25 protein-coding genes and 1 tRNA gene are annotated in these 26,807 nt (G+C 69.7%); 11 read left to right on the top strand and 15 right to left on the bottom strand.

Features of this window, described 5'->3' with window-relative positions; translation table 11 throughout:
- Positions 1 to 102 precede the first annotated feature (102 nt).
- Both CIB93_RS00585 and CIB93_RS00590 read right to left on the bottom strand, forming a co-directional pair.
- On the bottom strand, positions 103 to 801 hold the full coding sequence (locus CIB93_RS00585; protein WP_096622877.1) for an ATP-binding protein: 699 nt from the start codon (positions 799 to 801) through the stop codon (positions 103 to 105).
- Positions 798 to 1,727 carry a hypothetical protein gene (locus CIB93_RS00590; protein ID WP_096622879.1) on the bottom strand — a complete coding sequence of 310 codons (930 nt, stop codon included), beginning with the start codon at positions 1,725 to 1,727 and terminating at the stop codon, positions 798 to 800. Before CIB93_RS00590 ends, CIB93_RS00585 begins: the two co-directional genes overlap by 4 nt.
- Positions 1,728 to 2,570: 843 nt before the next feature.
- Between CIB93_RS00590 and CIB93_RS00600 the strand changes: the two genes are divergently transcribed.
- Both CIB93_RS00600 and CIB93_RS00605 read left to right on the top strand, forming a co-directional pair.
- Positions 2,571 to 2,945 carry a helix-turn-helix domain-containing protein gene (locus tag CIB93_RS00600; protein ID WP_096622881.1) on the top strand — a complete coding sequence of 125 codons (375 nt, stop codon included), beginning with the start codon at positions 2,571 to 2,573 and terminating at the stop codon, positions 2,943 to 2,945.
- A gap of 42 nt (positions 2,946 to 2,987) precedes the next feature.
- On the top strand, positions 2,988 to 4,520 hold the full coding sequence (locus tag CIB93_RS00605) for a LacI family DNA-binding transcriptional regulator (protein WP_096622883.1): 1,533 nt from the start codon (positions 2,988 to 2,990) through the stop codon (positions 4,518 to 4,520).
- An 84-nt stretch (positions 4,521 to 4,604) separates the two neighbouring features.
- Here the strand turns inward: CIB93_RS00605 and CIB93_RS00610 are convergent, their stop codons facing one another.
- The 4 genes from CIB93_RS00610 to CIB93_RS00630 form a co-directional block, all read right to left on the bottom strand.
- Positions 4,605 to 5,069: a hypothetical protein gene (locus tag CIB93_RS00610; protein WP_096622885.1), complete on the bottom strand. Its 465-nt coding sequence runs from the start codon at positions 5,067 to 5,069 to the stop codon at positions 4,605 to 4,607.
- Position 5,070: 1 nt separating this feature from the next.
- The gene (locus tag CIB93_RS00615; RefSeq protein WP_179499902.1) at positions 5,071 to 5,979 is read right to left on the bottom strand and encodes a TIR domain-containing protein; all 909 of its coding nucleotides are present in this window, start codon (positions 5,977 to 5,979) and stop codon (positions 5,071 to 5,073) included.
- Positions 5,980 to 6,174: 195 nt separating this feature from the next.
- Positions 6,175 to 6,248, bottom strand: a tRNA-Pro gene (locus CIB93_RS00620).
- Between the two features lie 623 nt (positions 6,249 to 6,871).
- On the bottom strand, positions 6,872 to 7,810 hold the full coding sequence (locus CIB93_RS00630; protein WP_096622889.1) for a metallophosphoesterase: 939 nt from the start codon (positions 7,808 to 7,810) through the stop codon (positions 6,872 to 6,874).
- 99 nt (positions 7,811 to 7,909) lie between these two features.
- On the opposite strand from CIB93_RS00630, the gene CIB93_RS00635 reads away from it, so the two are divergent.
- Positions 7,910 to 8,374: a GatB/YqeY domain-containing protein gene (locus CIB93_RS00635; protein ID WP_096622891.1), complete on the top strand. Its 465-nt coding sequence runs from the start codon at positions 7,910 to 7,912 to the stop codon at positions 8,372 to 8,374.
- A gap of 136 nt (positions 8,375 to 8,510) precedes the next feature.
- Here the strand turns inward: CIB93_RS00635 and CIB93_RS00640 are convergent, their stop codons facing one another.
- On the bottom strand, positions 8,511 to 10,778 hold the full coding sequence (locus tag CIB93_RS00640) for a transglycosylase domain-containing protein (RefSeq protein WP_096622893.1): 2,268 nt from the start codon (positions 10,776 to 10,778) through the stop codon (positions 8,511 to 8,513).
- Positions 10,779 to 11,217: 439 nt separating this feature from the next.
- On the opposite strand from CIB93_RS00640, the gene CIB93_RS00650 reads away from it, so the two are divergent.
- The gene (locus CIB93_RS00650) at positions 11,218 to 11,568 is read left to right on the top strand and encodes a WhiB family transcriptional regulator (protein WP_006126397.1); all 351 of its coding nucleotides are present in this window, start codon (positions 11,218 to 11,220) and stop codon (positions 11,566 to 11,568) included.
- Positions 11,569 to 11,635: 67 nt separating this feature from the next.
- Here the strand turns inward: CIB93_RS00650 and CIB93_RS00655 are convergent, their stop codons facing one another.
- Both CIB93_RS00655 and CIB93_RS00660 read right to left on the bottom strand, forming a co-directional pair.
- Positions 11,636 to 13,087: an ArsA family ATPase gene (locus tag CIB93_RS00655; protein WP_257001942.1), complete on the bottom strand. Its 1,452-nt coding sequence runs from the start codon at positions 13,085 to 13,087 to the stop codon at positions 11,636 to 11,638.
- The gene (locus CIB93_RS00660) at positions 13,084 to 14,058 is read right to left on the bottom strand and encodes an ArsA-related P-loop ATPase (RefSeq protein WP_096622895.1); all 975 of its coding nucleotides are present in this window, start codon (positions 14,056 to 14,058) and stop codon (positions 13,084 to 13,086) included. Before CIB93_RS00660 ends, CIB93_RS00655 begins: the two co-directional genes overlap by 4 nt.
- 72 nt (positions 14,059 to 14,130) lie before the next feature.
- Between CIB93_RS00660 and CIB93_RS00665 the strand changes: the two genes are divergently transcribed.
- From CIB93_RS00665 to CIB93_RS00680, 4 genes are all read left to right on the top strand, one after another.
- Complete coding sequence (locus CIB93_RS00665; RefSeq protein WP_003967454.1) at positions 14,131 to 14,289, top strand: DUF4177 domain-containing protein; 159 nt, start codon at positions 14,131 to 14,133, stop codon at positions 14,287 to 14,289.
- Positions 14,289 to 14,759 (top strand): RidA family protein, encoded by a 471-nt coding sequence (locus CIB93_RS00670; RefSeq protein ID WP_096622897.1) that lies wholly within the window; start codon positions 14,289 to 14,291, stop codon positions 14,757 to 14,759. Before CIB93_RS00665 ends, CIB93_RS00670 begins: the two co-directional genes overlap by 1 nt.
- A gap of 143 nt (positions 14,760 to 14,902) precedes the next feature.
- Positions 14,903 to 15,817 carry an NUDIX hydrolase gene (locus CIB93_RS00675; RefSeq protein WP_096622899.1) on the top strand — a complete coding sequence of 305 codons (915 nt, stop codon included), beginning with the start codon at positions 14,903 to 14,905 and terminating at the stop codon, positions 15,815 to 15,817.
- The gene (locus CIB93_RS00680) at positions 15,814 to 16,644 is read left to right on the top strand and encodes an MBL fold metallo-hydrolase (protein WP_096622901.1); all 831 of its coding nucleotides are present in this window, start codon (positions 15,814 to 15,816) and stop codon (positions 16,642 to 16,644) included. Before CIB93_RS00675 ends, CIB93_RS00680 begins: the two co-directional genes overlap by 4 nt.
- A gap of 144 nt (positions 16,645 to 16,788) precedes the next feature.
- Here the strand turns inward: CIB93_RS00680 and CIB93_RS00685 are convergent, their stop codons facing one another.
- Positions 16,789 to 17,463, bottom strand: coding sequence for a Crp/Fnr family transcriptional regulator (locus CIB93_RS00685; RefSeq protein ID WP_003967450.1), 675 nt, complete (start codon positions 17,461 to 17,463; stop codon positions 16,789 to 16,791).
- 466 nt (positions 17,464 to 17,929) lie between these two features.
- Here CIB93_RS00685 and nth point away from each other — a divergent pair, with 466 nt between their 5' ends.
- From nth to CIB93_RS00700, 3 genes are all read left to right on the top strand, one after another.
- On the top strand, positions 17,930 to 18,676 hold the full coding sequence (gene nth, locus CIB93_RS00690) for an endonuclease III (protein WP_069735622.1): 747 nt from the start codon (positions 17,930 to 17,932) through the stop codon (positions 18,674 to 18,676).
- A 106-nt stretch (positions 18,677 to 18,782) separates the two neighbouring features.
- Positions 18,783 to 19,553, top strand: a complete 771-nt coding sequence (locus CIB93_RS00695; RefSeq protein ID WP_373558704.1) for a CoA pyrophosphatase — start codon at positions 18,783 to 18,785, stop codon at positions 19,551 to 19,553.
- A gap of 90 nt (positions 19,554 to 19,643) precedes the next feature.
- Complete coding sequence (locus CIB93_RS00700) at positions 19,644 to 20,849, top strand: MarP family serine protease (protein ID WP_096622905.1); 1,206 nt, start codon at positions 19,644 to 19,646, stop codon at positions 20,847 to 20,849.
- A gap of 27 nt (positions 20,850 to 20,876) precedes the next feature.
- On the opposite strand, the gene CIB93_RS38535 is transcribed toward CIB93_RS00700, so the two are convergent.
- From CIB93_RS38535 to acs, 5 genes are all read right to left on the bottom strand, one after another.
- Positions 20,877 to 21,080 carry a hypothetical protein gene (locus CIB93_RS38535; protein WP_096622907.1) on the bottom strand — a complete coding sequence of 68 codons (204 nt, stop codon included), beginning with the start codon at positions 21,078 to 21,080 and terminating at the stop codon, positions 20,877 to 20,879.
- Positions 21,081 to 21,195: 115 nt separating this feature from the next.
- Positions 21,196 to 22,203, bottom strand: a complete 1,008-nt coding sequence (locus CIB93_RS00710; RefSeq protein WP_096622909.1) for an alpha/beta fold hydrolase — start codon at positions 22,201 to 22,203, stop codon at positions 21,196 to 21,198.
- The gene (locus CIB93_RS00715; RefSeq protein ID WP_096622911.1) at positions 22,200 to 22,733 is read right to left on the bottom strand and encodes a phage holin family protein; all 534 of its coding nucleotides are present in this window, start codon (positions 22,731 to 22,733) and stop codon (positions 22,200 to 22,202) included. Before CIB93_RS00715 ends, CIB93_RS00710 begins: the two co-directional genes overlap by 4 nt.
- Positions 22,734 to 22,773: 40 nt before the next feature.
- Complete coding sequence (nhaA, locus tag CIB93_RS00720; protein ID WP_096622913.1) at positions 22,774 to 24,180, bottom strand: Na+/H+ antiporter NhaA; 1,407 nt, start codon at positions 24,178 to 24,180, stop codon at positions 22,774 to 22,776.
- Between the two features lie 221 nt (positions 24,181 to 24,401).
- The gene (gene acs, locus CIB93_RS00725; protein WP_096622915.1) at positions 24,402 to 26,399 is read right to left on the bottom strand and encodes an acetate--CoA ligase; all 1,998 of its coding nucleotides are present in this window, start codon (positions 26,397 to 26,399) and stop codon (positions 24,402 to 24,404) included.
- Positions 26,400 to 26,807 lie beyond the last annotated feature (408 nt).

The raw sequence follows: 26,807 nt of genomic DNA on the forward strand, positions 1-26,807 counted from the left end.
AAGGGCGGGAGTGGCCGCTTGGCTCGGTCTCCGGGGGGTCTGCCGCCGCCAAGGCAGGGTGTGGTGAGCGAGGCAGGTGGGAGGGGCACGCGCACGGGCCGATCAGCCGGTGGGCGTGCTCCGGCGGCGTCGGTCGGGGCCGGTGAGGATGACGCGTTCGGTCATCTCGGCGAGGCGGGAGGCGACGCGGTCACCGAGCGCGGTGCGCAGCTCGGGGGTCGGCAGGTTGGTGGTGATGAGGGTAGGGAGCATGCGCTCGTACCGGTGGTTGATGAGCCGGTAGGTCAGCTCCTCGGTCCACTCGCTGGTCTTTGCCGCGCCGAGATCGTCCAGGAGGAGCAGCGGGCTGCGGGCCAGCGTCTGGAGGTCCCGCTCGGTGTCGTGGCCGTTGCGGGGGCGGAGTCGCGCGTGGAGGTCGGCGGAGGTGGTGGCTTCCCAGCGCAGGCGGACGCCTCGCGTGAGAAGCGCGCGGAGGGCACCGTACGCCTGGTGGGTTTTGCCGGTTCCGGTGGGGCCGACGATCAGCAGCGACGGGCCCTCGGCGATGCCGGGTCCGCTGGGACCGGGGCGCCCGGCGCCGGCGACCTGGTCGGCCCAGGCGGTGACCAGCGGGTGGTCGGCCAGGGCTCGTCGGTAGCGGGCGGGGATACGGGCGTCGGCGAGCTCCAGTGCCGTGACCGGCTCGGCTGGCGGTTCCTCGGTCGCGGCACCGGGTTCGATGCCCCGGCTGGCCAGGATCGTGTTGAGCCGGTCGGCGAGCGGGCCAACGCGGCGGGGCTCTCGGGTGAGGGTCGCGGTCAGAGTTCACCTCCGTAGGCGGCGTCGACGTCGCCGGGATTCGTCCATGCCCTGTGGGCGACTGGTGTGGGTGTCGCGTTCATGGCCTCGTGGACGAGGCTCGCCAGGGTGCTGGGGTGCAGCCCCTTGGCTCGGTGGCGCTCGAGTCCGGCCCGGATGTGGGCGGGGGCGATGCCCTCATCGAGCAGCTTGTGCGCCTCCCGGCCGAGGTGGCCCAGGACGCCCGCCGGCGGGCGGTGGGCACATGCGGCGACGTACTCGCCGATCAGCTGATCGGTCGAGACGGTGTCGGGCGCGTGGGCGCTCGCGCCCCCCGAAGGGGTACTTCCTAGATCCATGATCCTAGGTCCTAGATCCGGGCCGTGAGGCGTCACTGTCCCCGCAGGGAGCCCTCCGACATCCTTCACGGAGCGCTCCGTGAAACCCCTCTGACCTGCGGGTTCGTCGTCAGTTCCTGGGTTCACCGTGTGCTCCGGCACTTCGCCGGAGGCTTCACGGAGGGTTCCGTGAGACGACGGTGCGGGCACCGTGAAGCTGCCTCCTACGGTGCGCTCGGCGACGATCGGCATCGCGCCGGTCGGGGTGTCGTGGTGCGGGCAGCCGGGGAGGCGGCTCTTGCTCGGCCGGTTGATCTTCTGGTGCTCTCGCCAGGTGACGATGTGCAGGTAGCGCTTGTGGTCCGGCCCCTGGTAGCGGCAGATCAGGCCGGCGTCGGCGAGCTGGGCGAGGTCATCCTCGACGTCGGCGGGGGTGTGGTCCGGACGTAGGACCCAGAGCTGTCCGGCGATGATCGCGGCGTGGTCACGGTGGCGGCCCTGGTCGTCGGCCTGGGTGAGCAGGCCGAAGAAGGTGCGCTCGGCGGTGAGGGTGACGACGGCCAGGGACTCGGAGACGAAGGCTTCGGGCTTGATGGTGCGGATTCGTGCCAAGAGGGTGCGGTCCTCACTCGGTTGCCGGCGGGCGTGCAGCCGCGGCTCACCGTCGGTCGGGGCGGAGTGGGCGTAAGGGCAGGGCGGAGATCGGTTGTTCGCGCGGGCGCGCGGAGAACCGTTCGCGTTTCCTGGGGATGTCGTCAACATAGCCACACCCAGGTCGCACAAGTCCAGCCCAATGCGGCCGAATCTCTGACGGCAGAAAGGCTGCCGAGAATCGGGAGAAGAGGGCGGTGCGAAAACGGTAGGGCACGATCGGCGGTTGACCAAATAGTTGCCCGGGACGCCGAGCCAGAAGCATCACATCGCCAAGCGGTTGACGGGCTCTCTACGGGAAGTTACAACACAACACCCCACGTCAGAGCAGCCTCTTGATGCCGATTGGCATGACGGAGCCCGGACGCCAGGACCAGCGAATCCCTCCGCGCCGAAGTCATGCGCGGCGCAACATAGACCACGATCGCCGGTTAACCAAACCGGCGAATGGACGCTACAACTTGGGGCATGGCAGCACGATCACTTGAAATCATCGGCGCGGGGATTATGAGCCGTCCGAACCATCGAATTCCTCGGCGCAGAACGGGGCGTCGTTCAGCGCGAGTTGGCCGCATGGCTGCCTGCCCTCGGCCATCCACTGTCCAACAGGATGCTGTCCCGCGAACGCGTCCAGCGCCGCTGCGACGTCGACGACCTCCTTGAGATCGCCGAAGCCCTCCTCGTCTCGCCCCCTGTGCTGCTCCAGGGGCCGAGTGATCGGTGACGAGGTCGTCCCGCACCGCTGACCGAGCCACACACCCACCACCGAGATAGGACCTACGCCCCTTGCAGCGTCACCCCGCGATGCCCTTCACCCCCACACCTGGCGTTTCCGGCACTGAGGGCGGAGCTTTCCTGCCTCGCCTCTACCGGCCCGAGGAGATCGCCGAGATCCTCGGTTGCTCGGCCTGGTGGGTCATGGACCGAGCACGCCGCCGACTGATCCCACACACGCGAGTCGGTCGCGCCTACCGCTTCACCACCGGCCACCTCGCCGAGATCGTCCGCCTCTACGAGGAGCGGCCGACGCGTGCTGCGCAAGGTGTTGCGGCGGTGGCTGCTCTCGTCTCGGCGCCCACCGCTCAGGCCACCACGCAACCCCGTCGGGCGCTCGGCACTCCGACGTCGCGCCTGCGTGCCCGGCCGCCGCGCCGGATGCAGCACGACGCGGTCGCGTAGCGCGGCACCAACCGAAACAGAACAAGGGGAGGACAGCAAGACGTGGGCTTCGCGGAGAAGCGCGGAAACTACTGGCGCGGCCGATACAAGATCGAGCCCGGCAAGCACCTCACGGTCGTCGACGAAAGCGGCAAGGCGATCAAGTTCGCGACCAAGGGCGAGGCCCAGCGCGCCGCGAGCGAGGCCGAGAACAAATACAGGCGCGGCGACTGGCGCGACCCGGCACTGGGCCAGGAGACATTCGGCGAGTACGCGAGCCGCTGGTACGAGGCCCAGGACTTGGCCGCGTCGACGATGCAGAACTACAAGCGGCACATCGAGGAGCATCTGCTCCCCGACTTCGAGGACAAGGCGCTTGCCGGCATCCTGCGCACGGATGTCGAGCTGTGGGAGAAGAAGGAGAAGGCCGTCTACGCGGCCTCCAGCGTCAAGACCTGGCGCTCGACGCTCCACCTGATCTTCGAGGACGCGATCGATGAGGGGCTGATCACCTCGAACCCGGCGGCCAGACGACGCGGGCGAGGCAAGCGCGCCGGTCGCTCCCGAGACCGAGGCCCAGAGAAGGTGGTCACCGATGCGCTCGGCGTCCTGTTGACTGCCGAGCGGGCCGCTCTCCTGTCGGGTCGCGACGACGAGTTCGTCGCCGTGGTCCTCAAGGGGTACACCGGCATGCGCTGGGGCGAGATCGTTGGCCTTGAAACCACGTTCGTCCGCCCTGGGGCCGTCCGTGTCGAGTGGCAGCTGTACGAACTCGACACGGGCGAGCTGGTGCGCTGCCCGCCCAAGGATGACAGCTACCGCACCATTGACTCGATGGGCTGGTTGTTGGCTCTGGTCGCCAACCACGTCGCACGCACGAAGCCCACACCGTGCTCCTGCCACGGCAAGACTTATGTCTTTCGAGGTCAGGGCGCGGCTCGCACCGGCGGCCACCAGGGCGCGAAGCTCGTCGACGTCGCGCGTCGGGCCAGCGTCTCCACTGGCACGGTGTCCAACGTCCTCAACCACCCCGAGCGCGTCACCGAGGCCACGCGAGCGAAGGTCGAGCAGGCCATCGCGGACCTCGGATTCGTACGGGGCGGCACTGCGCCGGAGCATGCCGCTCACTGGCGCAGGAACGGTTTTGCGACCTGGCTGTTCACGCCGGCGGTCTCTGGCTGGTATCCGAAGAAGGCGCCACAGGAGCCACGGCCGGTGCCCCTGCTTGGAGAGCCGTGGCCCGGTGTCCCAGCACGGGGGCGGGGTGCCAGCGATCGGGCCGACGCCTGCTGGCTCCCGATAGCCCAAGGACTCACGCCCCACGGCCTCCGCCACACGCACCGGACGATGATGGAGGACCTGGGGACCGAGAAGGTGCTCATGGACGAACGTATGGGCCACATCGACGGCTCGGTCTCGGCGCGCTACGCCCACGTCACCCCAGGCATGCGCAAACGCCTCATGCTGGGACTGACCGAGCAGTGGGAGGCAGCACTCGACACCCGCCTCGCGATGAGCCCCACGTCACCTGTGCGCGCCCTCAACGATCTCCTGCACGCACGCAAGCAGGCCCGTGGCCTGACGACGCCTGATTGATGTGCGACACCTGCGCCCCACGCGATCACCGCGTGGGGCGCAGCGCTTGCTTCGCGTAACGGCTGCTTCTATCGCCGCCTGGGATCAGACGGTGAAGGCTTCCCCGCATACGAGGCAGTGATACGGGCCCGACGCGTCTTCGGGGACCTTTACCGGCTCGTACGAGTGGCATGGGGACGTCACGATGACCATGTCGTCGGGCTCGGTGAGCGGGGTCGGTACGTCCGGTGCGTCGATGCCGCCTTTGCAGTCGAACCTCACGTACTTGCTGCTGGCTCCCTTGAACGCGTCCCGCAGTCCTTGCTCGACCTCTCGCGTCGCTGCAGGAATCGCCACACCTTGGGCGTATTCGAGTTGCTCCTGCGTCCACCAGGAGTCCATCCCTGCTGGCTGCCCGCACAGGGGACAGTGGTAGGCCGCCGGGGCGGGCTGCGTTTCGGCTTCTTCGTTCGCCGGACCGTGATGCCACTTGAACTGGCGTACGCAGTGCGGGCATTCCCGACGGAGGAACCCGTCGTGATCCAGAGGGAAGGTCAACTGGATGTCCATGTCACGCTCCGCTCACGAACTCGTCGATCTCGATGGGTGTCCCATCGGCGGTCTTGGCGGTGATGGTGATGTTGAAGTACGAGTTCGAGCGTGACGCGAGAGAGTCCGACGACATGCGCCCTACGCGCACGGATTTGCCTTCGGGTAGCTTCGGGACGGGGAACTCGTCTGCGTTTCGCATGACGAGGCCAACCTTGGCATCCGCGTCGACGTCTAGGTCGTACACGTCACCGGGACCGTGGTTGGTGATCTCGACAGCGTCGATCTTCCCGCGCCCATTGTCGATGTACCGGGCCTTGAGCCGGGGTGTGCCGGACGCCTGAGATGACGGCAGTTTCCGGCCCATCGGGAGCCCGCCGCCCGGAGGAACAGGTGGGGTCAGGTCCCCAGCCTCATGCCAGTCCGTTCCTGTTAGCCGGATGGCGCACCCTGCGGTTTCTAGACGGGTGGCGAGATCCTGCCGCTTCTTAACGCTGTTGTCGAGGCGGACGACATGTCGGCCGTGGATGTCGCTGAAGACCTTCACCTGTCCGAGTTCCACGATCACAGTGCGATCCGCGTCTCGCCCCATGGCCATGCCCGCCTCGAAGAGCACATTCGGGCGGGGCTGCATCTGCGGGTTGCACTCTGGATCGCCTGGGTGAGCCAGGCTCTCATGCAGATAGGTGACGTCGTCCGGAGTCTGCAGGACGACGACGGCCTGGGCGCTACCGAATGCCGCGTCGAGGATCTCTCCGATATACGGCGAGCCCTTTCCCGTCATGCGGCCTGCTTCCGACCACTCGATCGGGTCGAGTCCGATAGCACGCAGGAACTCGAACAGTCCCCGGCGTGCGCGCTCGTTGCGTCCGTGGATCACGAACACTCTGCGGCGGTCCACCCCACGCCCGTCTTCTGATGTGGTCGGCATGCCTTGCTCCCTGCTGATGTACGAGAGACCTGTGCCACTCGACGTTAGCGGCAGGGTCTGACAACGGACTCAGCTGACGAGATTGGGAGCCAGATGCGAAGATCGGCTCCCAAACGGCTCCCAGAGTGGCCTCGGAAACCACTCAGGGGCCTGATCCACTGAGTGGATCAGGCCCCTGACCTGGTGTTTCAGCTGTCGGGGTGGCGGGATTTGAACCCACGACCTCTTCGTCCCGAACGAAGCGCGCTGCCAAGCTGCGCTACACCCCGATGTCCACCGGACTCCCGGCGACATCGATTACTTTAGCCCACCAGCGGCCGGAGGCGAAATCCGGTTTCTCCGGGCCTGGAGCCACCCCGCCGTGTTCGGCCGGAGGTGGTCCGCGGCGGTGAGCAGGACACCGAGGGCGGCGAAGAGAAGGCCCAGGGCCGTGGCCTGGGTGAGGACACCGGCGTAGCCGTACGTATCGACGTCGAGGAACGGGTACGGGTAGCGGGCCCGCGGCTGCCGTCGCGCACACCAGCGCGCACAGGGCGGCGGCACACCGGCGGGGCGGGGTGCCGACGGCCGCCGGGAGCACCTCTGCCGCCCGGGGGCGGGGGAGCAGAGCGGTCCTGGGGGCGGTCATGGTTCGTACCGTATGCGGGTGGGAAGGCCCCCGCGATTCGTCGCCCGCCGACCGGCACCGCCCCCTGAGGGCTGTCCCCTGATCCTTGCCGGGCGCGCGACTCTCGCCGGGCGCACGATGGCAGCTACGGAGCCTCGCCGCGTTGTCGGAACGCCCGAATGCAACCCGTGCATCCCGTATCAGACGCCCCTCCGCCGTGCGATGCGCCGCATCCGACGCCGCGCGCTGATCCACCAGGGACACGGGGCAGCCCTGAGGTGCCGCTCAGGCCTTCGGGGCCAGCGTCAGCAGCGTGGCCTCGGGCGGGCAGGCGAAGCGGACCGGGGTGTAGCGGTTGGTGCCGCAGCCCGCGGAGACGTGGAGGTAGGCGCGCTTGTCCCCGACCGTGTGGCTGGACAGGCCCTTCACTCGGTCGGTGTCCAGGTCGCAGTTGGTGACCAGGGCCCCGTAGAACGGGATGCACAGCTGGCCGCCGTGTGTGTGGCCAGCCAGGATCAAGGGGTAGCCGTCGGCGGTGAAGGCGTCCAGGGAGCGCAGGTACGGGGCGTGGACCACGCCGATGGAGAGGTCGGCGCCTGCCTCCGGTCCGCCCTGGACCTCGGCGTAACGGTCCCGCTTGATGTGCGGGTCGTCCAGACCGGTGAACGCCAGCTCCAGGCCGTCGAGCTTGAGCCGGCCCCGGGTGTTCGACAGGTCCAGCCAGCCCGCCTCGTCGAAGGCGTCGCGCATCGGCTCCCACGGGTTGTGGACGACGCCGACCGCGGGCTCGTTGCCGTTGAGGCCGTGCTTGCCCTGGATCTTCTCCAGGAGGTAGCGGCCAGGGTTGCGCAGCCGGGGGCCGTAGTAGTCGTTGGAGCCGAAGACGTACACCCCGGGGTACTCCATCAGCGGGCCGAGCGCGTCCAGCACCTCGGGCACCGCGTCCGGGTCGGACAGGTTGTCGCCCGTGTTCACCACGAAGTCCGGGCGCAGGCCCGCCAGCGACTGGAGCCAGGCGCGCTTCTTGCGCTGACCGCTCACCATGTGGATGTCGGAGACCTGGAGCACGCGCAACGGGCGGGCCCCGTGCGGGAGTACGGGAACGGTGACCCGGCGCAGCCGGAACGAGCGGGCCTCGAATCCGGCGGCGTAGGCGAGACCGGCAGCGCCGACCGCCGCACCGACTGCCGTGACTTTCAGGGGTACTCCGTAGCGTGCGCGCATGCGTCCATCGTCGCAGAAGCGGCACGGTGAGCGGAAAACCGGTGGAGGCAGCGGAAAACCCGTGGGCGGCCCGGGCCCCGCACCTGTCACAATCGCGGCATGACCACGCTCAAGTCCAAGCTCAAGGAAGACCTCCACACGGCCATGAAGGCGCGTGACGAGCTGACCTCGTCCACCCTTCGGCTCACCCTCACCGCGATCACCAAGGAAGAGGTCAGCGGCAAGTCGGCGCGCGAGCTCTCCGACGACGAGGTGCAGAAGGTGATCGCCAGGGAGGCGAAGAAGCGCCGCGAGGCGGCCGAGGCCTTCGCCCAGGGCGGCCGGACCGAGCAGGCCGAGCGGGAGAAGGCGGAGGGCGAGCTGCTCGACAGCTACCTCCCCAAGCAGCTCAGCGACGACGAGCTGAACGCGGTCGTGGCGTCCGCCGTCGAGGAGGCGAAGGCCGCCGGCGCCGAGGGGCCGCGCGCGATGGGCGCCGTCATGAAGATCGTCAATCCGAAGGTCGCCGGGCTCGCGGAGGGCGGCCGGGTGGCCGCCGCGGTGAAGAAGCTCCTCGCGGGCTGAGCTTCCTGGCCGGAACAGAACCGGAACAGACCGGAACAGAAGAGGGGTGGGGCGCCCCGGTCCGTGACCGGGGCGCCCCACCCCACTTCTGTGTGCGTACGCGTACGGGTTCTTCCTGTGTGCGTACGCGTATGGGTCAGGGGCCTTCCGAGCCGCCGCCCTGCCCGCGTGGTCCGCCGCCGCCCGGTCCGCCGATCACGCTCTCCGGGAGATCGATGCCGGGGAACGGGTCGTCACGGCCGGGCTTGTCGTCCTCGCGGTCCTCGTTCCCGCGGTCCCGGTCCCGGTCGCGGTCCCGGTCGCGGTCGCCCTTCTCCTTGTCCTCCTTGGCCTTCGCCCGGGGGACGGAGACCGGGTTGAAGGAGGGGGTCTCGGACGCGTCCAGTGCGCCGGTCATGGCGATCTTCCAGATCGGGCCGGGGAGGCAGCCGCCGCAGACCTTGGGGTACCACCGGCCACCGATGGTGACGTTGAACATCGAGCTCTTCTCGCCGATGTCGTCGCCCACCCACACCGCGGTGGAGAGGTTCGGCGTGTACCCGACGAACCAGGCGTCCTTGCGGTCGTTCGTCGTACCCGTCTTGCCCGCGTTGTCCCGGTCGCTCAGCCCTGCCTGCGTACCGGTGCCGTCCTCCACCACACCCTTGAGCATCTGGTTGATGGTGTCCGCGGTCTTCTCGCTCATCGCCCGCGTGCACGTCGACTGGGGGACCTTGAGCTTCTTGCCGTTCGGGTCGGTGATCGACTCGATGGCGATCGGCGTGCAGTACGTTCCCCGGTTGGCGAACGCGGCGTAGGCGCCGGCCATGGAGAGCGGGGTGCTCACCTCACCACCGAGGGTGATCGAGGGGTACTCGCCGATCTTCTTGCCGTCGCCGCGCTCGTAGCCGAGCTTCTTCGCCATCTCCACGGTCTCGCAGAGGCCGGCCTTCTGCTCCAGCAGCGCGAAGTAGGTGTTGATGGACTTGCCGAGGGCGCTGGTCATGTCCCAGGAGCCCTTCTCGGACTCCAGCTCGTTCTGCAGGGGCCAGTCCGCGTAGCCCGCCGGGGAGCCGGTGCAGTTCCTGAAGTCCCGCTCCTTCAGCGTCATCTTCCAGTCCGTCGAGAACGACGTCGCCGGGCTGATGCCCTTCTCCAGCGCGGCCGCCGCGGTGAACGGCTTGAACGTGGAGCCGACCTGGAAGCCGTAGGTGGAGCCGCCCATCTTGTTGCTGACGGAGAGGTTGAGGACGGTCTCGTGCTGCTTCTGGTCCAGGCCGTACGGGCGGGACTGGCCCATGGAGAGGATCTTGCCGCTGCCCGGCTGGACCTGCACCACGGACGCCGCGAACTTGTCGTCCTTGTTGACCCTCGCGGTGGCGGCCTCATTGGCGGCCCGCTGGGCCCGCGGGTCCAGCGTGGTCCGGATAGTCAGCCCGCCGAGGTTCCAGAGCTTGGCGCGCTCCTCGTCGGTCTTGCCGAAGGCGGGGTCGGTCAGGATCGTCTTGCGGACGTAGTCGCAGAAGAAGCCGGAGCCGCTGACGGCGGTGATGCAGCCGTTGTTCGGCCTGGAGACCTTCAGCTTGACCGGGGTCTTCATGGCCTTCTCGGCCTCGGCCTGCGAAATGCTGCGGACGGCGGCCATCCGCGCCAGCACCGTGTTGCGGCGTTTGGTCGCTTCCTCCGCGTCGTTGACCGGGTCGTAACGGCTGGGCGACTGGACGATACCGGCGAGCAGCGCGGCCTCCTCCAGCTTGAGGTCCTTGGCGTGCTTGGAGAAGTAGCGCTGGGAGGCGGCCTCGATGCCGTACGCCTGCTGCCCGAAGAACGTGATGTTGAGGTAGTTCTCCAGGATCTTCTTCTTGCCGAGCTCCTCCTCGACCTGGATCGCGTACTTCAGCTCGCGGACCTTGCGGCCGAGCGTCTGCTGGGTGGCCTCCGCGACCTTCTCCGGGTCGTCGCCCGCCTCCTCGACGAAGACGTTCTTCACGTACTGCTGGGTGAGCGTCGACGCGCCCTGCGCGGTCCCGCCCGCCTGTACGTTGCGGTTCAACGCCCGCAGGATGCCCTTGAGGTCGACCGCCCCGTGTTCGTAGAAGCGGGAGTCCTCGATCGCGATGATCGCGTCCTGCATGTACGGCGAGATGTCCTTGAGCGGGACGACCGTGCGGTCACGTGAGTAGACCGTCGCGATGGCACCGCCATCGCGGTCCAGGATCGTGGTCCGCTGACTGAGCGGCGGAGTCTTGAGGTTGGCGGGGATCTCGTCGAATCCTTCGACCGTCCCCTTAGCGGCGAGCCCCAGCGCTCCGGCTGCGGGCAGCGCGATGCCTGCCAGCACAGCTCCGGAGAGCGCGGCGACACCGAGGAACTTGGCGGCCTGCTGGGTCGTGGTGAGACCCCCGCCCGAGCGCGACTTTGGCATGAGGGCAGCCTACGTTCTCATTCGCCGGACACGCGTATAGGCCTTGGCCTAAGCTGCTCTCAACTGTCACAGCAGTCCGGTTCCGTATCAAGCCCCCTGCAGCCCCATGCGCGTCTTCTGGTCATTCTTCCCCTGGCCGATGCGCAGCCGCATCGCCGTTCACGCACACATCGTGGCGCTCCCGAATCGCCCCCAATGTCACCGAAAGTCCGTTGCGACTTGAGTGAACTGTCCCGCTTTGGTGTCGATAGTCGCTGATGTCCTCGCATCACTCCCCTGGGTGATCTGCCGCATACGCATAGTCCGTTCGGACCATTCAAGATTGGGCCCGAAGGGGGTGTTGTGCTGTCCCCACCTTCCGTAACGTCCTCAACTGGCAGCGGTGAATATGCCGCTACCGCCGTGGGGGAGCCTCGATTCGGGAGAGGACGGCGCCGGCATGGGCTGGGTAACCGACTGGAGTGCGCAGGCAGCCTGCCGCACTACCGATCCGGATGAACTGTTCGTACAAGGGGCAGCGCAGAACAGGGCCAAGGCGGTGTGCACCGGATGCCCGGTGCGGACCGAGTGCCTGGCCGACGCGCTGGACAATCGCGTCGAGTTCGGCGTGTGGGGTGGAATGACGGAACGGGAGCGCCGCGCACTGCTGCGCCGCCGGCCGACCGTCACGTCCTGGCGCCGACTGCTGGAGACCGCACGCAGCGAGTACGAGCGGTCCACCGGCATTCTGCCCGGAGTCATCGGGCTGGAGGACGAGGAACTGCACGAGACGTACGCCGCTGTGGGGTAGGCGGCCTTCCGGGGCAGGCGCACCTGCGCCGCCTTCGGTAAGCGCCTACGCTGCTCCGGCCAAGCGCCTACGTCGCTCCGGCCGGCGCCGGGGCGGAACCGGCCGCCAAGCGGTCGCCGATGGCCCGGAGGCCGTCGAGGTCGTGCACATCGCCGGGCAGCGCCGCTACAGCGGTCACCGGCACCTCGGGGTGCCGGGCCGCGAAGCGGTCGCGTGTACGGCGTTCGCGGGCCACGACTTGCATGCGCTCGGAGTGCAGGCGCAGCAGACCTGACGTCAGTTCCTCGACCGTCAGTTCCTCGGCAGAGGTGGTCCCGGGGCTCGCGATGTCCTCGTGGTCCTCGTGGTTCTCGTGTTCTTTGTGGTCCCCGTCGTTCTTGTGGGGCGGCTCGGTCGTGTCGGGAGCGGTGATCGCCGGGTCGGGGGCTCGCTGGTCACCAAGGCCAGCTTTCCCGGCCCTCTGATCCACAATGCGGGCGTCGTCAAGATTTTCCGCGGCGGCCAGGGCCTGTTCGGCGGAGAGCCGTGAAGCCTCACTGCCGTGCACGCGGTTGAGGACGAGACCGGCCAGCGGCATGTCCTCGGCAGCCAGCCGCTCCACGAAGTAGGCGGCCTCGCGCAGCGCGTCCTGCTCCGGCGTCGCGACCACGAGGAAGGCCGTGCCGGGCGCCTGGAGCAGCTTGTACGTGGCGTCCGCGCGGCTGCGGAAGCCGCCGAACATGGTGTCCATCGCGGCGACGAACGTCTGGACGTCCCGCAGGAACTGGCCGCCGAGCAGCTTGCCCAGCGTTCCGCTCATCATCGACATACCGACATTGAGGAACTTCATCCCGGCCCGGCCGCCCACCTTCGCGGGCGCCATCAGCAGCCGGATGAACTTCCCGTCGAGGAACGAACCGAGCCGCTTCGGCGCGTCCAGGAAGTCCAGCGCGGAGCGCGAGGGAGGGGTGTCGACGATGATCAGGTCCCACTCGTCGCGCGCCCGCAGCTGCCCGAGCTTCTCCATCGCCATGTACTCCTGCGTACCGGCGAACCCGGCCGACAGGGACTGGTAGAAGGGGTTCTCCAGGATCGCCCTGGCCCGTTCGGCGTCCGCGTGTGCCTCGACGGTCTCGTCGAAGGTCCGCTTCATGTCGAGCATCATGGCGTGCAGTTCGCCGTCGCCCACGATGCCGTCGACGCGCCGGGGGACGTTGTCCAGCCGGTCGATGCCCATGGACTGGGCGAGGCGGCGGGCCGGGTCGATGGTGAGGACGACGGCCTTCCGGCCACGCTCGGCGGCCCGTACGCCGAGGGCGGCGGCGGTCGTGGTCTTGCCGACCCCGCCGGAGCCGCAGCACACGACGATCCGGATGCCCGGGTCGTCCAGCAGCGCGTCCGTGTCCAGGGACGTACCGATGTCCGGGGACGTAACCGTGTCCGTGGACGTATCCGTCCCCGTGTCGGGGGATGTACCGGTGCCCGGGAGCACGTCCGTGTCCAGCCCGGCCGCATCCGTGCCGGGTGTGCCCGCTGTCATACGTCTCCCTCTTCCCCCGCGCCCTGTTTACGGAGCTCCGTGGCCAGAACGTGCAGCGAGGCCAGGTCCACCCCGTCGCCGAGCAGCGGGAGCTCCGCCGTCGGCAGGCCGAGCCCGGCCAGCACCGCGCGTTGCTCCCGCTCCAGGCCGACGCGCTCGGCGTGCTCGGCAGCCTGCTCGACCAGAGGGCGTACGAGGGCGGCGGAACCGGTCACTCCGGCCCGGGTCAGCGTCTTGGCGATCTCCTTGCGGCGGCCGCCCGCCGCGGTGCGCAGGGCGTCCTCGTCCAGCAGGTGCGGGCGGACCATGTTCACGATCACGCGGCCCACGGGCAGTTCGGCGGCGCGCAGCTCGGCGATGCCGTCCGCGGTCTCCTGGACCGGCATCTCCTCCAGGAGCGTTACCAGGTGGACGGCGGTCTGCGGGGACTTCAGGACCCGCATCACGGCCTGCGCCTGGTTGTGTATCGGGCCGATCTTCGCCAGCCCGGCGACCTCGTCGTTCACGTTCAGGAAGCGGGTGATGCGGCCGGTCGGCGGGGCGTCCATGATGACGTGGTCGTAGACGAACCGGCCCTGCTTGTCCTTGCGGCGTACGGCCTCGCAGGCCTTGCCGGTCAGCAGGACGTCCCGGACGCCGGGCGCGATGGTGGTGGCGAAGTCGATCGCGCCGAGCTTCTTCAGCGCCCGGCCCGCGCCGCCGAGCTTGTAGAACATCTGGAGGTAGTCGAGGAGCGCGCGTTCGGCGTCGATCGCCAGTGCGTACACCTCGCCGCCGCCCGGCGCTGCGGCGATCTTGCGCTCCTCGTAGGGGAGTGCGTCGGAATCGAAGAGCTGGGCGATGCCCTGCCTGCCCTCGACCTCGACGAGGAGGGTGCGCCTGCCCTCGGCCGCGAGGGAGAGCGCGAGGGCGGCGGCGACCGTGGTCTTACCGGTACCGCCCTTGCCGCTGACGACCTGGAACCTGCTCACGTATTCGAGCCTAACCAGTCCAGCCCCGGGCTACGCACGGGACCGTACGTGCGAGGCATTACAGTCGGGCCCATGACCAAGTGGGAATACGCGACCGTGCCCCTTCTCGTGCACGCGACCAAGCAGATTCTGGACACCTGGGGCGAGGACGGCTGGGAGCTGGTCCAGGTCGTTCCCGGCCCGAACAACCCCGAGCAGCTCGTGGCCTACCTGAAGCGGGAGAAGGCGTAGTGGCGGGCGCTGTCGAGGCGCAGCTCGCCGAACTCGGCCTGACCCTGCCCGCCGTCGTGCCGCCGCTGGCCTCGTACCAGCCGGCCGTGCGGTCCGGCGTGTACGTGTACACCTCCGGCCAGCTGCCGATGGTGGACGGCAAGCTCGCCGTCACCGGCAAGGTCGGCGCCGAGGTCACACCGGACGAGGCGAAGGAGCTCGCGAGGACCTGCGCGCTCAACGCCCTCGCCGCCGTGAAGTCCGTCGCCGGTGACCTGGACCGGATCAAGCGCGTCGTGAAGGTGGTGGGCTTCGTCGCCTCGGCCTCCGACTTCACCGGCCAGCCCGCCGTGATCAACGGCGCCAGCGAGCTGCTGGGCGCGGTCCTCGGCGACAAGGGCGTGCACGCCCGCAGCGCCGTGGGCGTGGCGGTACTGCCGCTGGACGCCCCGGTCGAGGTCGAGGTCCAGGTGGAGCTCGTCGAGGCCTGAGCCGTACGCACCTTTCGACGCGCCTCCCGATCCCGTCCGGTCCCCGCGACCGGGCGGGATCGTGTGTGTACGGGGCCTGTCGGGTCGCTGTGGTGATCCCGGCGCCTCTCGAACATCGGCGCGGTTCCGGATAGCCTCCGGCCATGTCCCAAGGTCAGTGGTACCCCCCGGAATGGCCCGACAGGATCCGGGCCCTCGCCGCCGGTGAGCTGACGCCCGCGAAGCCCCGGCGGGCCGCCACGGTGATGCTGCTCCGCGATCCGGGGGCGCGGGGCGCGGCGAGCGGGCCCGTCGTGCACATGCTGCGCCGCCGGACCTCCATGGCCTTCGCCGGAGGCGCGTACGCCTATCCGGGTGGCGGAGTCGATCCGCGTGACGACGATCGGCTGATCGGGTGGGCCGGGCCCTCGCTGGAGCAGTGGGCCGCCCGACTCGGCGTCGCGACGGTCACCGAGGCGCAGGCCATCGTCTGCGCGGCGGTGCGCGAGACCTTCGAGGAGGCGGGCGTCCTGCTCGCCGGGCCGACCGCCGGGAGCGTGGTCCGCGATACGACCGGGGCGGACTGGGAGGCCGACCGCGAGGCGCTGGTGGCCCGGGACCTGTCCTTCGCGGAGTTCCTGGACCGGCGGGGCCTGGTGCTGCGCTCGGACCTGCTGGGCGCCTGGGCGCGCTGGATCACCCCAGAGTTCGAACCGCGCCGGTACGACACCTGGTTCTTCGTCGCCGCGCTCCCCGAGGGGCAGCGCACCCGTGCCGTCTCCACCGAGGCGGACCGTACGGTGTGGATCGCTCCGGCGGAGGCCGCCCGCCGCTACGACGCGGGCGAGCTGCTGATGATGCCGCCCACCGTGTCGACGCTGCGGGCCCTGGCGCCGTTCAGGACGGCTTCCGGGGCGCTCGGGGCGGCGGACGTCCAGGATCTGACTCCCGTACTCGCGCAGGCCCGTCTGGAGGGGGAAGAGCTGGTGCTGAGCTGGCCCGGGCACGACGAGTTCACCAAGCACGTGTCCACGGCGGGCGAGGAACCCGCGGCGGGCGAGGACGGGGGTGCGGCGTGACCGACGCAGCCGCCCTCCCCGGACAGCCGCGCGGAGCCGTGACCTCCGGACCCGCGACCGCCCGGACGGTCAACGTACTGGCGCCGAATCCGTCCGCGATGACCCTCGACGGTACGAACACCTGGATCGTCGCCGAGCCCGACTCCGATCTCGCGGTCGTCATCGACCCCGGGCCGCTCGACGACGTCCACCTGACGGCCGTGATCGAGGCTGTGGAGCGGTCCGGGCGGCGCGTGGGCCTCACGCTGCTCACGCACGGCCACCCCGATCACGCGGAGGGCGCGGGCCGGTTCGCGGAGCTGACGCGGACGAGGGTACGGGCCCTGGACGCGGCGCTGCGACTGGGCGACGAGGGCCTCGGGGCGGGTGACGTGATCACCACGGGCGGCCTGGAGCTGCGCGTGGTCCCGACGCCCGGGCACACCGCGGACTCGCTCTCCTTCCATCTGCCCGCCGACCGGGCGGTGCTGACGGGCGACACGATCCTCGGCCGCGGTTCGACGGTGGTCGCCCACCCGGACGGGCGGCTCGGCGACTACCTGGACTCCCTCAGGCGGCTGCGGTCGCTGACGGTGGACGACGGCGTCCACACGGTGCTGCCGGGCCACGGGCCGGTGCTGGAGGACGCGCAGGGGGCCGTGGAGTTCTACCTGGCCCACCGCGCGCACCGGCTCGCCCAGGTGGAGACGGCGGTGGAGGCCGGGCACCGTACGCCGTCGGAGGTGGTGGCCCAGGTGTACGCCGACGTGGACCGCTCCCTGTGGCCGGCCGCCGAGCTGTCGGTACGGGCACAGCTGGAGTACCTGAGCGAGCACGGGCTGATCTGAGGGGCCGACGGCCCGAACGCGAGGGCCCCGCCCACCGGTACGTACTCCGGTCGGCGGGGCCCTCGTGCCGGCTCACATCGCGCGCGTCGGCTCACGGAGTCACGCGAGCGTCACGTCACGCGGGGCGCGGGTCGGCGTACGGGGTCAGCGCGAGCGCTTCGCCAGCCGCTCCACGTCCAGCAGGATGACCGCGCGGGCCTCCAGGCGCAGCCAGCCGCGGCCCGCGAAGTCCGCCAGGGCCTTGTTGACCGTCTCGCGGGAGGCGCCGACCAGCTGGGCCAGCTCCTCCTGGGTGAGGTCGTGCACGACGTGGATGCCTTCCTCCGACTGCACGCCGAAGCGGCGCGACAGGTCCAGGAGGGCACGGGCGACGCGGCCCGGCACATCGGAGAAGACCAGGTCGGACATCTGGTCGTTGGTCTTGCGCAGCCGTCGGGCGACCGCGCGCAGCAGCGCGGTGGCCACCTCGGGCCGGGCGTTCAGCCAGGGCTGGAGGTCGCCGTGGCCGAGGCCGAGGAGCTTGACCTCGGTCAGTGCGGAGGCAGTCGCCGTACGCGGGCCCGGGTCGAAGAGCGACAGCTCCCCGATCAGCTCGCCGGGGCCGAGCACGGCCAGCATGTTCTCGCGCCCGTCGGGTGAGGTGCGGTGGAGCTTCACCTTGCCCTCGGTGACCACGTACAGGCGGTCACCCTGGTCGCCCTCGTGGAACAGCGCGTCTCCGCGCGCGAGGGTCACCTCACTCATCGAGGCGCGGAGCTCCGCGGCCTGCTCATCATCGAGCGCCGCGAAAAGCGGGGCGCGCCGCAGAACGTCGTCCACGAGTTCTCTCCTTGTCGGCCTGTCCAGGGAACCGTGGTCCCCATCATGCCGGACGGTAAAACAGTGCGATCAATCACAAACCAGTTTGACGCACGGGCGTGCCGGACCCTACGGCAGGGGGCCGATCGGGGGTGGATATGCGGTGTCAGGGGTGGTTGTCGGTGGCTGGCTCTAGGCTGGCCGGGTGTCCAGAATGCCGGGGAGAGCGCAGGCCGAGGGGGCTGACGGGGTGCTGAAGGACCGCGATTCCGCTGTGGGCGAACAACCCCGGTCGCGCCCGGAGAGTGCCGCGAATGGCTCCCTCGGAGAGCCGGGGGGACCCCTCCGGAAGTCGGCCAGGAGGTCCGCAGTGTCATCGTCAACGCCCGCCAAGCCCGCCAAACCCGCCACGGCGGCTTCGGCCGAAGCAGCTAAGGCCAAGGCGGCGACAGCGCGCAAGGAGCCGAAGGCGGAGTCGCACCTCGCGATGGTCCGCCGGGCGCGCCGGATCAACCGCGAGCTCGCCGAGGTGTATCCGTACGCCCATCCCGAGCTGGACTTCCGTAACCCCTTCGAGCTCCTCGTGGCCACGGTCCTCTCCGCCCAGACCACCGACCTGAGGGTCAACCAGACGACTCCCGCTCTGTTCGCCGCCTATCCCACGCCGGAGGACATGGCGGCGGCCGTGCCGGAGGAGATGGAGGAGATCATCCGGCCGACCGGGTTCTTCCGGGCCAAGACCAAGTCTCTGCTCGGCCTATCGGCCGCTCTCCGGGACGAGTTCGGCGGCGAGGTCCCGGGGCGGCTGGAGGATCTCGTCAAGCTGCCCGGGGTCGGCCGCAAGACCGCCAATGTCGTTCTGGGCAATGCTTTCGGCGTCCCTGGAATCACTGTCGACACGCACTTCGGCCGCCTCGTGCGGCGCTGGAAGTGGACGGACGAGGAGGACCCGGTGAAGGTCGAGGCGGTGGTCGCCGGGATCTTCCCGAAGAGCGAGTGGACGATGCTCTCGCACCGGGTGGTGTTCCACGGCCGCCGCATCTGCCACGCCCGTAAGCCCGCCTGCGGCGCCTGCCCCATCGCCCCGCTCTGCCCGTCGTACGGGGAGGGCGAGACCGATCCGGAGAAGGCCAGGAAGCTCCTGAAGTACGAGATGGGCGGCTATCCGGGCCAGCGGCTCAGCCCGCCCGCCGACTACCCGGGCAAGCCCGCGCCCGCGCTGGGAGCCGGGTGAGGGTCACGCCCTCCGGACAGCCCAGGACGGCACCGCACTCCCTCAGGACGGAACGGCTCGGAACGAAATGGCCGACGACAGGCGTTGTGAAACGACGGGGGTGCCTATGACGCAGACGCAGACGCACGCGGACGCGGATACGGATACGGACAGGGACACGGATACGGACACACAAGGCGCGACGCAGACCGGCGGCGGAGTCCCCGACGAGGCCCTCGCCGTGACCACTGACGGGCTGCCCGCCTGGCTCGACCCGGTCGCGAGCGCCGCGCGCAGCGTCCGGCCGCAGCAGCTGAGCCGCTTCCTGCCGCCCGAGAGCGGGGCGGGTCGGCAGTCCGCCGTCCTGGTCCTGTTCGGGGACGGGGAGCGCGGGCCCGAGCTGCTGCTCATGGAGCGCTCGGGGACCCTGCGCTCGCACGCCGGGCAGCCCTCCTTCCCCGGCGGTGCGCTCGACCCCGAGGACGGCGACCAGGCCACCACAGGACCGCTGCGGGCGGCGCTGCGTGAGGCCGAGGAGGAAACCGGGCTCGACCCTCGGGGCGTGCAGCTCTTCGGTGTGCTGCCCCGGTTGTACATCCCGGTCAGCAGCTTCGTCGTGACGCCCGTGCTCGGCTGGTGGCGCGTGCCCAGCCCGGTCGGGGTGGTCGACCCGGCCGAGACGGCCCGGGTCTTCACGGTTCCCGTGGCGGATCTCACGGACCCCGCCAACCGGGCCACGGCCGTGCACCCCAGTGGGCACCACGGTCCGGCATTCCTGGTCGAATCGGCTCTCGTCTGGGGTTTCACGGCCGGAGTGATCGACCGGATTCTGTACTACGCGGGCTGGGAACGCCCGTGGGACAGGTCCAGACAGGTGCCGCTCGACTGGCGCGCATGACACGCTGACTCTCTGCTGCGCTGTACCGGGCCCGGCCCGGACCCCGTCACCACCGACGGGCCAGGTGACGAAACTGCGAGGCTATAGACGGTGAACGTGCTCGACATCCTGCTGCTGCTCGCCGCCGTGTGGTTCGCGGTCATCGGCTATCGCCAGGGTTTCGTCGTCGGCATCCTGTCCGTGATCGGCTTCCTCGGCGGCGGTCTCGTCGCCGTCTATCTGCTGCCGATCATCTGGGACAGGGTGACCGAGGGGTCCGAGGTCTCCACCACGACCGCCATCGTCGCGGTCGTCATCGTGATCGTCTGCGCCTCCGTCGGCCAGGCCTTCACCACCCACCTGGGCAACAGGCTCCGCCGCTACATCACCTGGTCGCCCGTGCGCGCCCTGGACGCCACGGGCGGTGCCCTGGTCAATGTGGTGGCCATGCTGATGGTGGCCTGGCTGATCGGCCTGCTGCTCGCCAACACCGCTGTGCCGACCGTCAGCAAGGAGGTCCGCAGCTCCTCGGTCCTGCTCGGGGTCGACCGGGTGATGCCCCAACAGGCGCCCAACTGGTTCAAGGACTTCTCCTCCACCCTGGCCCAGAACGGCTTCCCGCAGGTCTTCAGCCCGTTCGCCAACGAGCCGATCACCGAGGTCAAGGCCCCCGATCCGGCGCTGGTGGGCAGCCCGGTCGCCGCGCGCGCCAAGAAGTCGATCGTCAAGGTCGTGGGTACGGCCCCGAGCTGCGGCAAGGTCCTCGAAGGGACCGGCTTCGTCTTCGCCGAGCGCCGGGTCATGACCAACGCCCATGTCGTCGGCGGCGTCGACGAACCCACCGTCCAGATCGGCGGCGAAGGCCGGCTGTACGACGCGAAGGTCGTCCTCTACGACTGGCAGCGCGACATCGCGGTCCTGGACGTCCCCGACCTCCGGGCCAGGCCCCTGGAGTTCACCGCCACGAACGGCGACGCCAAGACCGGCGACAGCGCGATCGTCGCGGGCTTCCCGGAGAACGGTGCGTACGACGTGCGCTCCGCCCGCGTGCGCGCCCGCATCGAGGCCGACGGCCCGGACATCTACCACCGGGGCACCGTCCGCCGCGACGTCTACTCGCTCTTCGCGACGGTGCGTCAGGGCAACTCGGGCGGCCCGCTGCTCACTCCGGACGGAAAGGTGTACGGAGTGGTGTTCGCGAAGTCGCTCGACGACCCGGACACCGGCTACGCGCTGACGGCCGACGAGATTCGCGAGGACATCGAGATCGGGCGTACGGCCAACCAGCAGGTCGACAGCCAGGGCTGCGCCCTCTAGAGGCTGTCCCGCACATCCGCGCGGGAGTCAGTTACGGGGGTGGCGCAGCCGGGCCGAGACCCAGCGGGCCCGGCGGCGGAGGATGCGCGGAATACCGAGCCGGCGATGGCGAAGGTCATGCACATCGTGCACCCGGCCGCTGGGGCCGCCCCCCTCATGAGTGCCCACACCGGGTGTCGCGGCGGAGCGGCGGTTGCGTGCTTCGGCAGTGAAGTCGTGCGTCCAGCCCATACCTCGACGTCTGCCCGTGGTCCAAGGTCGGTAATCGTCGGCGAGTCAGCCAATTGGCCTATGCGGCAGGCAATTGGCTGTTCGTCGGACACCTGTACCCGGGCCGGGCGGCGGGCTACCGGTCGGGCTCAGGATCCTTGAGCCAGTTGATGAGTTCGGTGGAGAAGCCGATCGGGTCCTCCTCGTGGGGGAAGTGCCCGACACCGTCGAAAAGTCGCCACCGGTAGGGTGCCTCGACATACTCCCCGGACCCCGCCGAACTGCGGGTGCGGACCGCCGGATCGAGCGACCCGTGCAGGTGCAGCGTGGGCACCCGGACCGGCCGCTTCATCCTCCGGTTGAACTGGACCCCGTCCGGTCGCGCCATCGACCGCACCATCCAGCGGTACGGCTCGATGGAGCAGTGGGCGGTGGAGGGGATGCTCATGGCCCGCCGGTAGACGTCCAGGGTCCTCTCGTCGGGGAACTCCGGATTCCGGGGGCCTGCCCACTCCTGGACGAGGCGGCCCACCAGGGCTGCGTCGTCGGCGACGAGCTTGCGCTCCGGCAGCCACGGCCGCTGGAAGCCCCAGATGTAGGAGCCCGCCCGGGTCTGCGCGACGTCGGACAGCATCGAGGAGCGCCAGCGGCGCGGGTGGGGCATGGAGGAGACGGCGAGCCGGCGGACCAGCTTGGGCCGCATCACAGCGGCCGTCCAGGCGAGGTAGCCGCCGAGGTCGTGGCCGACCAGGGCCGCGTCGGGCTCGCCGAGGGAGCGGATCACCCCGGTGACGTCGAGGGCCAGGTTGGCGGGATCGTAACCACGCGGCGTCCGGTCGCTGCCGCCCACCCCGCGCAGGTCCATCGCCACGGCCCGGAAGCCCGCGTCGGCGAGCGCGGTCAGCTGGTGGCGCCAGGTCCACCAGAACTGCGGGAAGCCGTGCAGCAGAAGCACCAGCGGCCCGTCGCCCGCCTCGGCGATGTGGAAACGCGCCCCGTTGGCCGCCACGTCACGGTGGGTCCAGGGGCCGTCGATGCGTACGGGGCCCCCGGCGGCGGGCCGGCCCGCCGCACCGGCCCGGTCGGGCGGGACCGCTGCCCCGCTCTCCGTCGGACCGCATGCGCTGGAATCGGGAACCGTCATGTGGACGAGCGTCCCACAGCGTCGGCCTCATCCCGACCGGACCGGCCCTCGACGGCCTTCTTCGCCAGGCTGCTGCCGGAGGAACGTTCGATGATCGCGGCGGCCTCGACGGACGGCCGCGGGTGCGGCTTCGCGCTCTGGAGGACGGCGGCGGTCTGCTTGGCCGAGGCGATCGACTTCTGCGGCGGCTTGACCTTCTTGAACTTCCTGATGCCCAGGAACGCCAGCAAAGCGCCCAGCAGGATGAACGCCGCGCCCACGATCAGGAACGACCAGGCGAGCCCGAGGCCCAGGTTGTGGATCCCGTACGCCGCGGCGAAGCTCAGCACCGGGATCGAGAAGAGCGCCAGCACGCCCGCGACGACGAACGCCACACTGCCGATCGCTCCGCGCTTGACGTCCTGCCGCACCTCCGCCTTGGCCAGGGCGATCTCGTCGTGCACCAGCGCGGACATCTCGGCCGTCGCCGAGGCGACCAGCTGCCCGATGCTGCGGTCCGCGCTGCTCACGTAGCTGCCGGGGTCGCTCATCCCTGACTCCCTCTCCGTATCCGACACATCCGATGTCAGATCATGCCGGACTCTCCGGCTCAATGCCCGCTGCCCCCGCCTGTTCGGCGCGACGGCGGTGATCAGCCGCCTTCTCCTCGTAGATCGCGGCCATCCGCAGGTGGTACCCCGGATCGCCCTGTTCATAGATGTCGGGGATTCCGGATCCGTCCTCGTCCAGCTCCTCCGCCTCATAGAGGGCGCGGTATCGGCGGACCCGCAGCCTGAGCAGCACCGAGGCGAGCAGGGCCGCGAACAGCGAACCGATGAGGACAGCCGCCTTGATCTCGTTGGTCATCTCCGGGTCGTCCGAGAACGCGAGCTCGCCGATGAGGAGGGAGACGGTGAAGCCGATTCCGGCCAGCGAGGCGAGGGCGAGGACGTCAGCCCAGGCCAGGTCCTTGTTCAGCTCCGCCTTGGTGAAGCGGGCGGCGAGATACGTACCGCCGAAGATGCCGAAGGTCTTGCCGAGGACGAGTCCGAGGACGACGCCGAGGGTCTCGGGCCGGGTGAAGACGCCCGCCAGGGCCTCGCCGCTCAGGGAGACCCCGGCCGCGAAGAGGGCGAACAGCGGTACGGCGATCCCGGCCGACACCGGGCGGACCAGGTGCTCGATGTGCTCGCCCGGGGAGTGGTCCTCGCCCTCGCGGCGGCTGCAGCGCAGCATCAGGCCCATGGCGACACCGGCGATGGTGGCGTGGACCCCGCTGTTGTACATCAGGCCCCAGATGGTCAGGGCGAGGGGAACGTACACATACCAGCCTCGGACCTCGAAGCGGAGGAGCAGATAGAAGGCGGCCAGGCCGAGGACGGCTCCGCCAAGGGCCAGGAAGTTCAGGTCCGACGTGAAGAAGACAGCGATGATCAGGATGGCGAAGAGGTCGTCGACGACAGCCAGGGTGAGCAGGAAGGCCCGCAGTGCGGACGGCAGCGAGGCGCCGATCACCGCGAGGACGGCGAGCGCGAAGGCGATGTCCGTGGCGGTCGGCACGGCCCACCCGGCCAGGGAGCCACCGCCGACGACCACGGTAAGCGTGTAGACCAGGGCGGGCACGGCCATGCCGCAGAGCGCCGCGACCACCGGCAGGGCGGCGGCCTTGGGGTCTCGGAGCTCGCCCGCGACCAGCTCGCGCTTCAGTTCGACGCCTGCGACGAAGAAGAACACGGCGAGCATTCCGTCAGCCGCCCAGTGCGCGACGGAGAGGTCCAGTCCGAGGAAGTCCGGGCCGAAGTGGAAGTCGCTCACCGAGGCGTACGAACCACCGAAGGTGTTGGCCCAGATGAGTGCCGCGACTGCGGCGACCAGCAGCAGGATACCGCCGACGGTCTCGGTACGCAGTGCCTCGGCCACGTAGCTCCGCTCGGGGAGCGGCAGTCGGCCGAGAAGGGTGCGGCGGGGCGGGGAGGGAGTGGGGGTTGGCGCGGCCACGAAGGAGTCCTCCGGATCAGTACAGCGAAAATGGCATGGCTGATGACACGTGCCGACCAGACTTCCCGGCGCCCCTGTGGAGATCTGTATGACGTTATGACTGCAGGCGCACACTCTACCTGGGGTGCTTCAACCCTTACCCGTTGATCGTCCCCGCAGACGCCGATGGGCACCCGGCGCCTCGCCGGATGCCCATCGGAGCCGTAAGCAGGAAGGTTCTCTCAGTCCTCGGAGGACGAGGACGGCAGCTGGGTGGTGATCAGGTCCATCACCGAGGAGTCGGTGAGCGTGGTGACGTCGCCCAGCTCGCGGTTCTCGGCCACATCGCGCAGCAGACGGCGCATGATCTTGCCGGACCGGGTCTTCGGCAGTTCGGCGACCGGCAGCACCCGCTTGGGCTTGGCGATCGGGCCGAGGGTCGCCCCGACGTGGTTGCGCAGGTCGGCGACCAGTTCGTCGGAGGCGGTCGCGCTCCCGCGCAGGATCACGAACGCGACGATGGCCTGGCCGGTCGTCTCGTCGGCCGCACCGACCACGGCGGCCTCGGCGACCGAGGGGTGCGAGACGAGGGCGGACTCGACCTCGGTGGTCGAGATGTTGTGGCCCGACACGAGCATGACGTCATCGACCCGGCCGAGCAGCCAGATGTCGCCGTCCTCGTCCTTCTTCGCACCGTCGCCCGCGAAGTACTTGCCCGCGAAGCGCGACCAGTAGGTGTCGATGAACCGCTGGTCGTCGCCCCAGATGGTGCGGAGCATCGACGGCCACGGCTCGGTGAGGACGAGATAGCCGCCCCCGCCGTCCGGAACCTCGTTCGCCTCGTCGTCCACGACGGTGGCTCCGATGCCCGGCAGCGCGCGCTGGGCGCTGCCCGGCTTGGTCTCCGTCACGCCCGGCAGCGGCGCGATCATCATCGCGCCGGTCTCGGTCTGCCACCAGGTGTCCACGATGGGGCACTTGTCGGCGCCGATGTTCTTCCGGTACCACATCCACGCTTCCGGGTTGATCGGCTCACCGACCGAACCGAGGACCCGGAGACTGCTCAGGTCGAACTTCGCGGGGATGTCGTCCCCCCACTTCATGAACGTACGGATCGCGGTCGGCGCCGTGTAGAGGATCGTGACGCCGTACTTCTGCACGATCTCCCAGAAGCGGCCCTGGTGCGGGGTGTCGGGCGTGCCCTCGTACATGACCTGGGTCGCGCCGTTGGCCAGTGGCCCGTAGACGATGTACGAGTGGCCGGTCACCCAGCCGACGTCGGCGGTGCACCAGTAGACGTCGGACTCCGGCTTGAGGTCGAAGACCGCTTGGTGGGTGTACGCCGCCTGGGTGAGGTAGCCGCCGGAGGTGTGCAGGATGCCCTTCGGCTTCCCGGTGGTGCCCGAGGTGTAGAGGATGAACAGCGGCTGCTCCGCCTCGAAGGCCTCCGGGGCGTGCTCGGCGGACTGGCGGCCGGTGATCTCGTGCCACCAGACGTCGCGGCCCTCGGTCCAGGCGGTGTCCTGACCGGTGCGGCGGACGACGAGGACGTGTTCGACGCTGTCGATACGGGACACGGCGTCGTCGACCGCGGGCTTGAGCGCGGAGGGCTTGCCGCGGCGGTAGCCGCCGTCGGCCGTGATGACGACCTTGGCGTCCGCGTCCTGGATGCGGGCGGCGATGGCGTCGGCGGAGAAGCCGCCGAAGACCACCGAGTGCGTGGCGCCGATGCGGGCGCAGGCCAGCATCGCTACGGCGGCCTCGGGGATCATCGGCAGGTAGACGGCGACCCGGTCGCCCTTGCCGACACCCAGCTCGGTGAGCGCGTTGGCGGCCCGGGAGACCTCGTCCTTCAGCTCCGCGTAGGTGATGGCGCGGCTGTCGCCCGGCTCGCCCTCGAAGTGGATGGCGACCCGGTCGCCGTTGCCCGCCTCGACGTGGCGGTCCACGCAGTTGTACGCGACGTTCAGCTTGCCGTCCGCGAACCACTTCGCGAAGGGCGGGTTGCTCCAGTCGAGGGTCTCGGTCGGCTCGGTGGCCCACGTCAGGCGGCGGGCCTGCTCGGCCCAGAAGCCCAGCCGGTCCGCCTCGGCCTGCTCGTACGCCGCTGCGGTGACGTTGGCGTTGGCGGCCAGCTCGGTAGGCGGAGCGAACTTCCGCTCTTCCCGAAGCAGGTTGGCCAGGCTCTCGTTGCTCACGACTTCTCCCAGTCCCAGGGTGTCCGTTGTGTCCCGGCGCATAGCTCATCAGGCGCGAGGCCGGGTGACAAGTGCCTGCCGGGAATTGGTTTAGACCTGTGTCTTCGTGTATGGAAGCATGATCCCGCTCCGCTGGTCAGGGCGGCTTTACGACGCGTATCCGTGAGGTGTGGCGCAAAGTCGCCCTGGTCTGCCGTGCGGTGCTCCTGCCGTGCGGCGTGGACCGGGGTCATCAGGTCTCACGGCCCCGGGGGCCCTCCGGTTCAGACGCCGGGGCGGTTCGGCCCACCCGTGCGCCCGCCCGCGCAATCGGGCCAGCGCGTCATCCGTCCCAGCGAATAGGCAGCTTTTCATTCGGCCTGTCGCCCTTGCTGTCCGGAACCGTGTGCGAGTTTGACCTCGCCGTGTCGGCACTTCGACGCAAACGAACCTGCAAGGAAGAGGGTGGGC

Source organism: Streptomyces sp. WZ.A104 (genome assembly GCF_002382885.1).
In the GTDB taxonomy this organism is placed as follows: domain Bacteria; phylum Actinomycetota; class Actinomycetes; order Streptomycetales; family Streptomycetaceae; genus Streptomyces.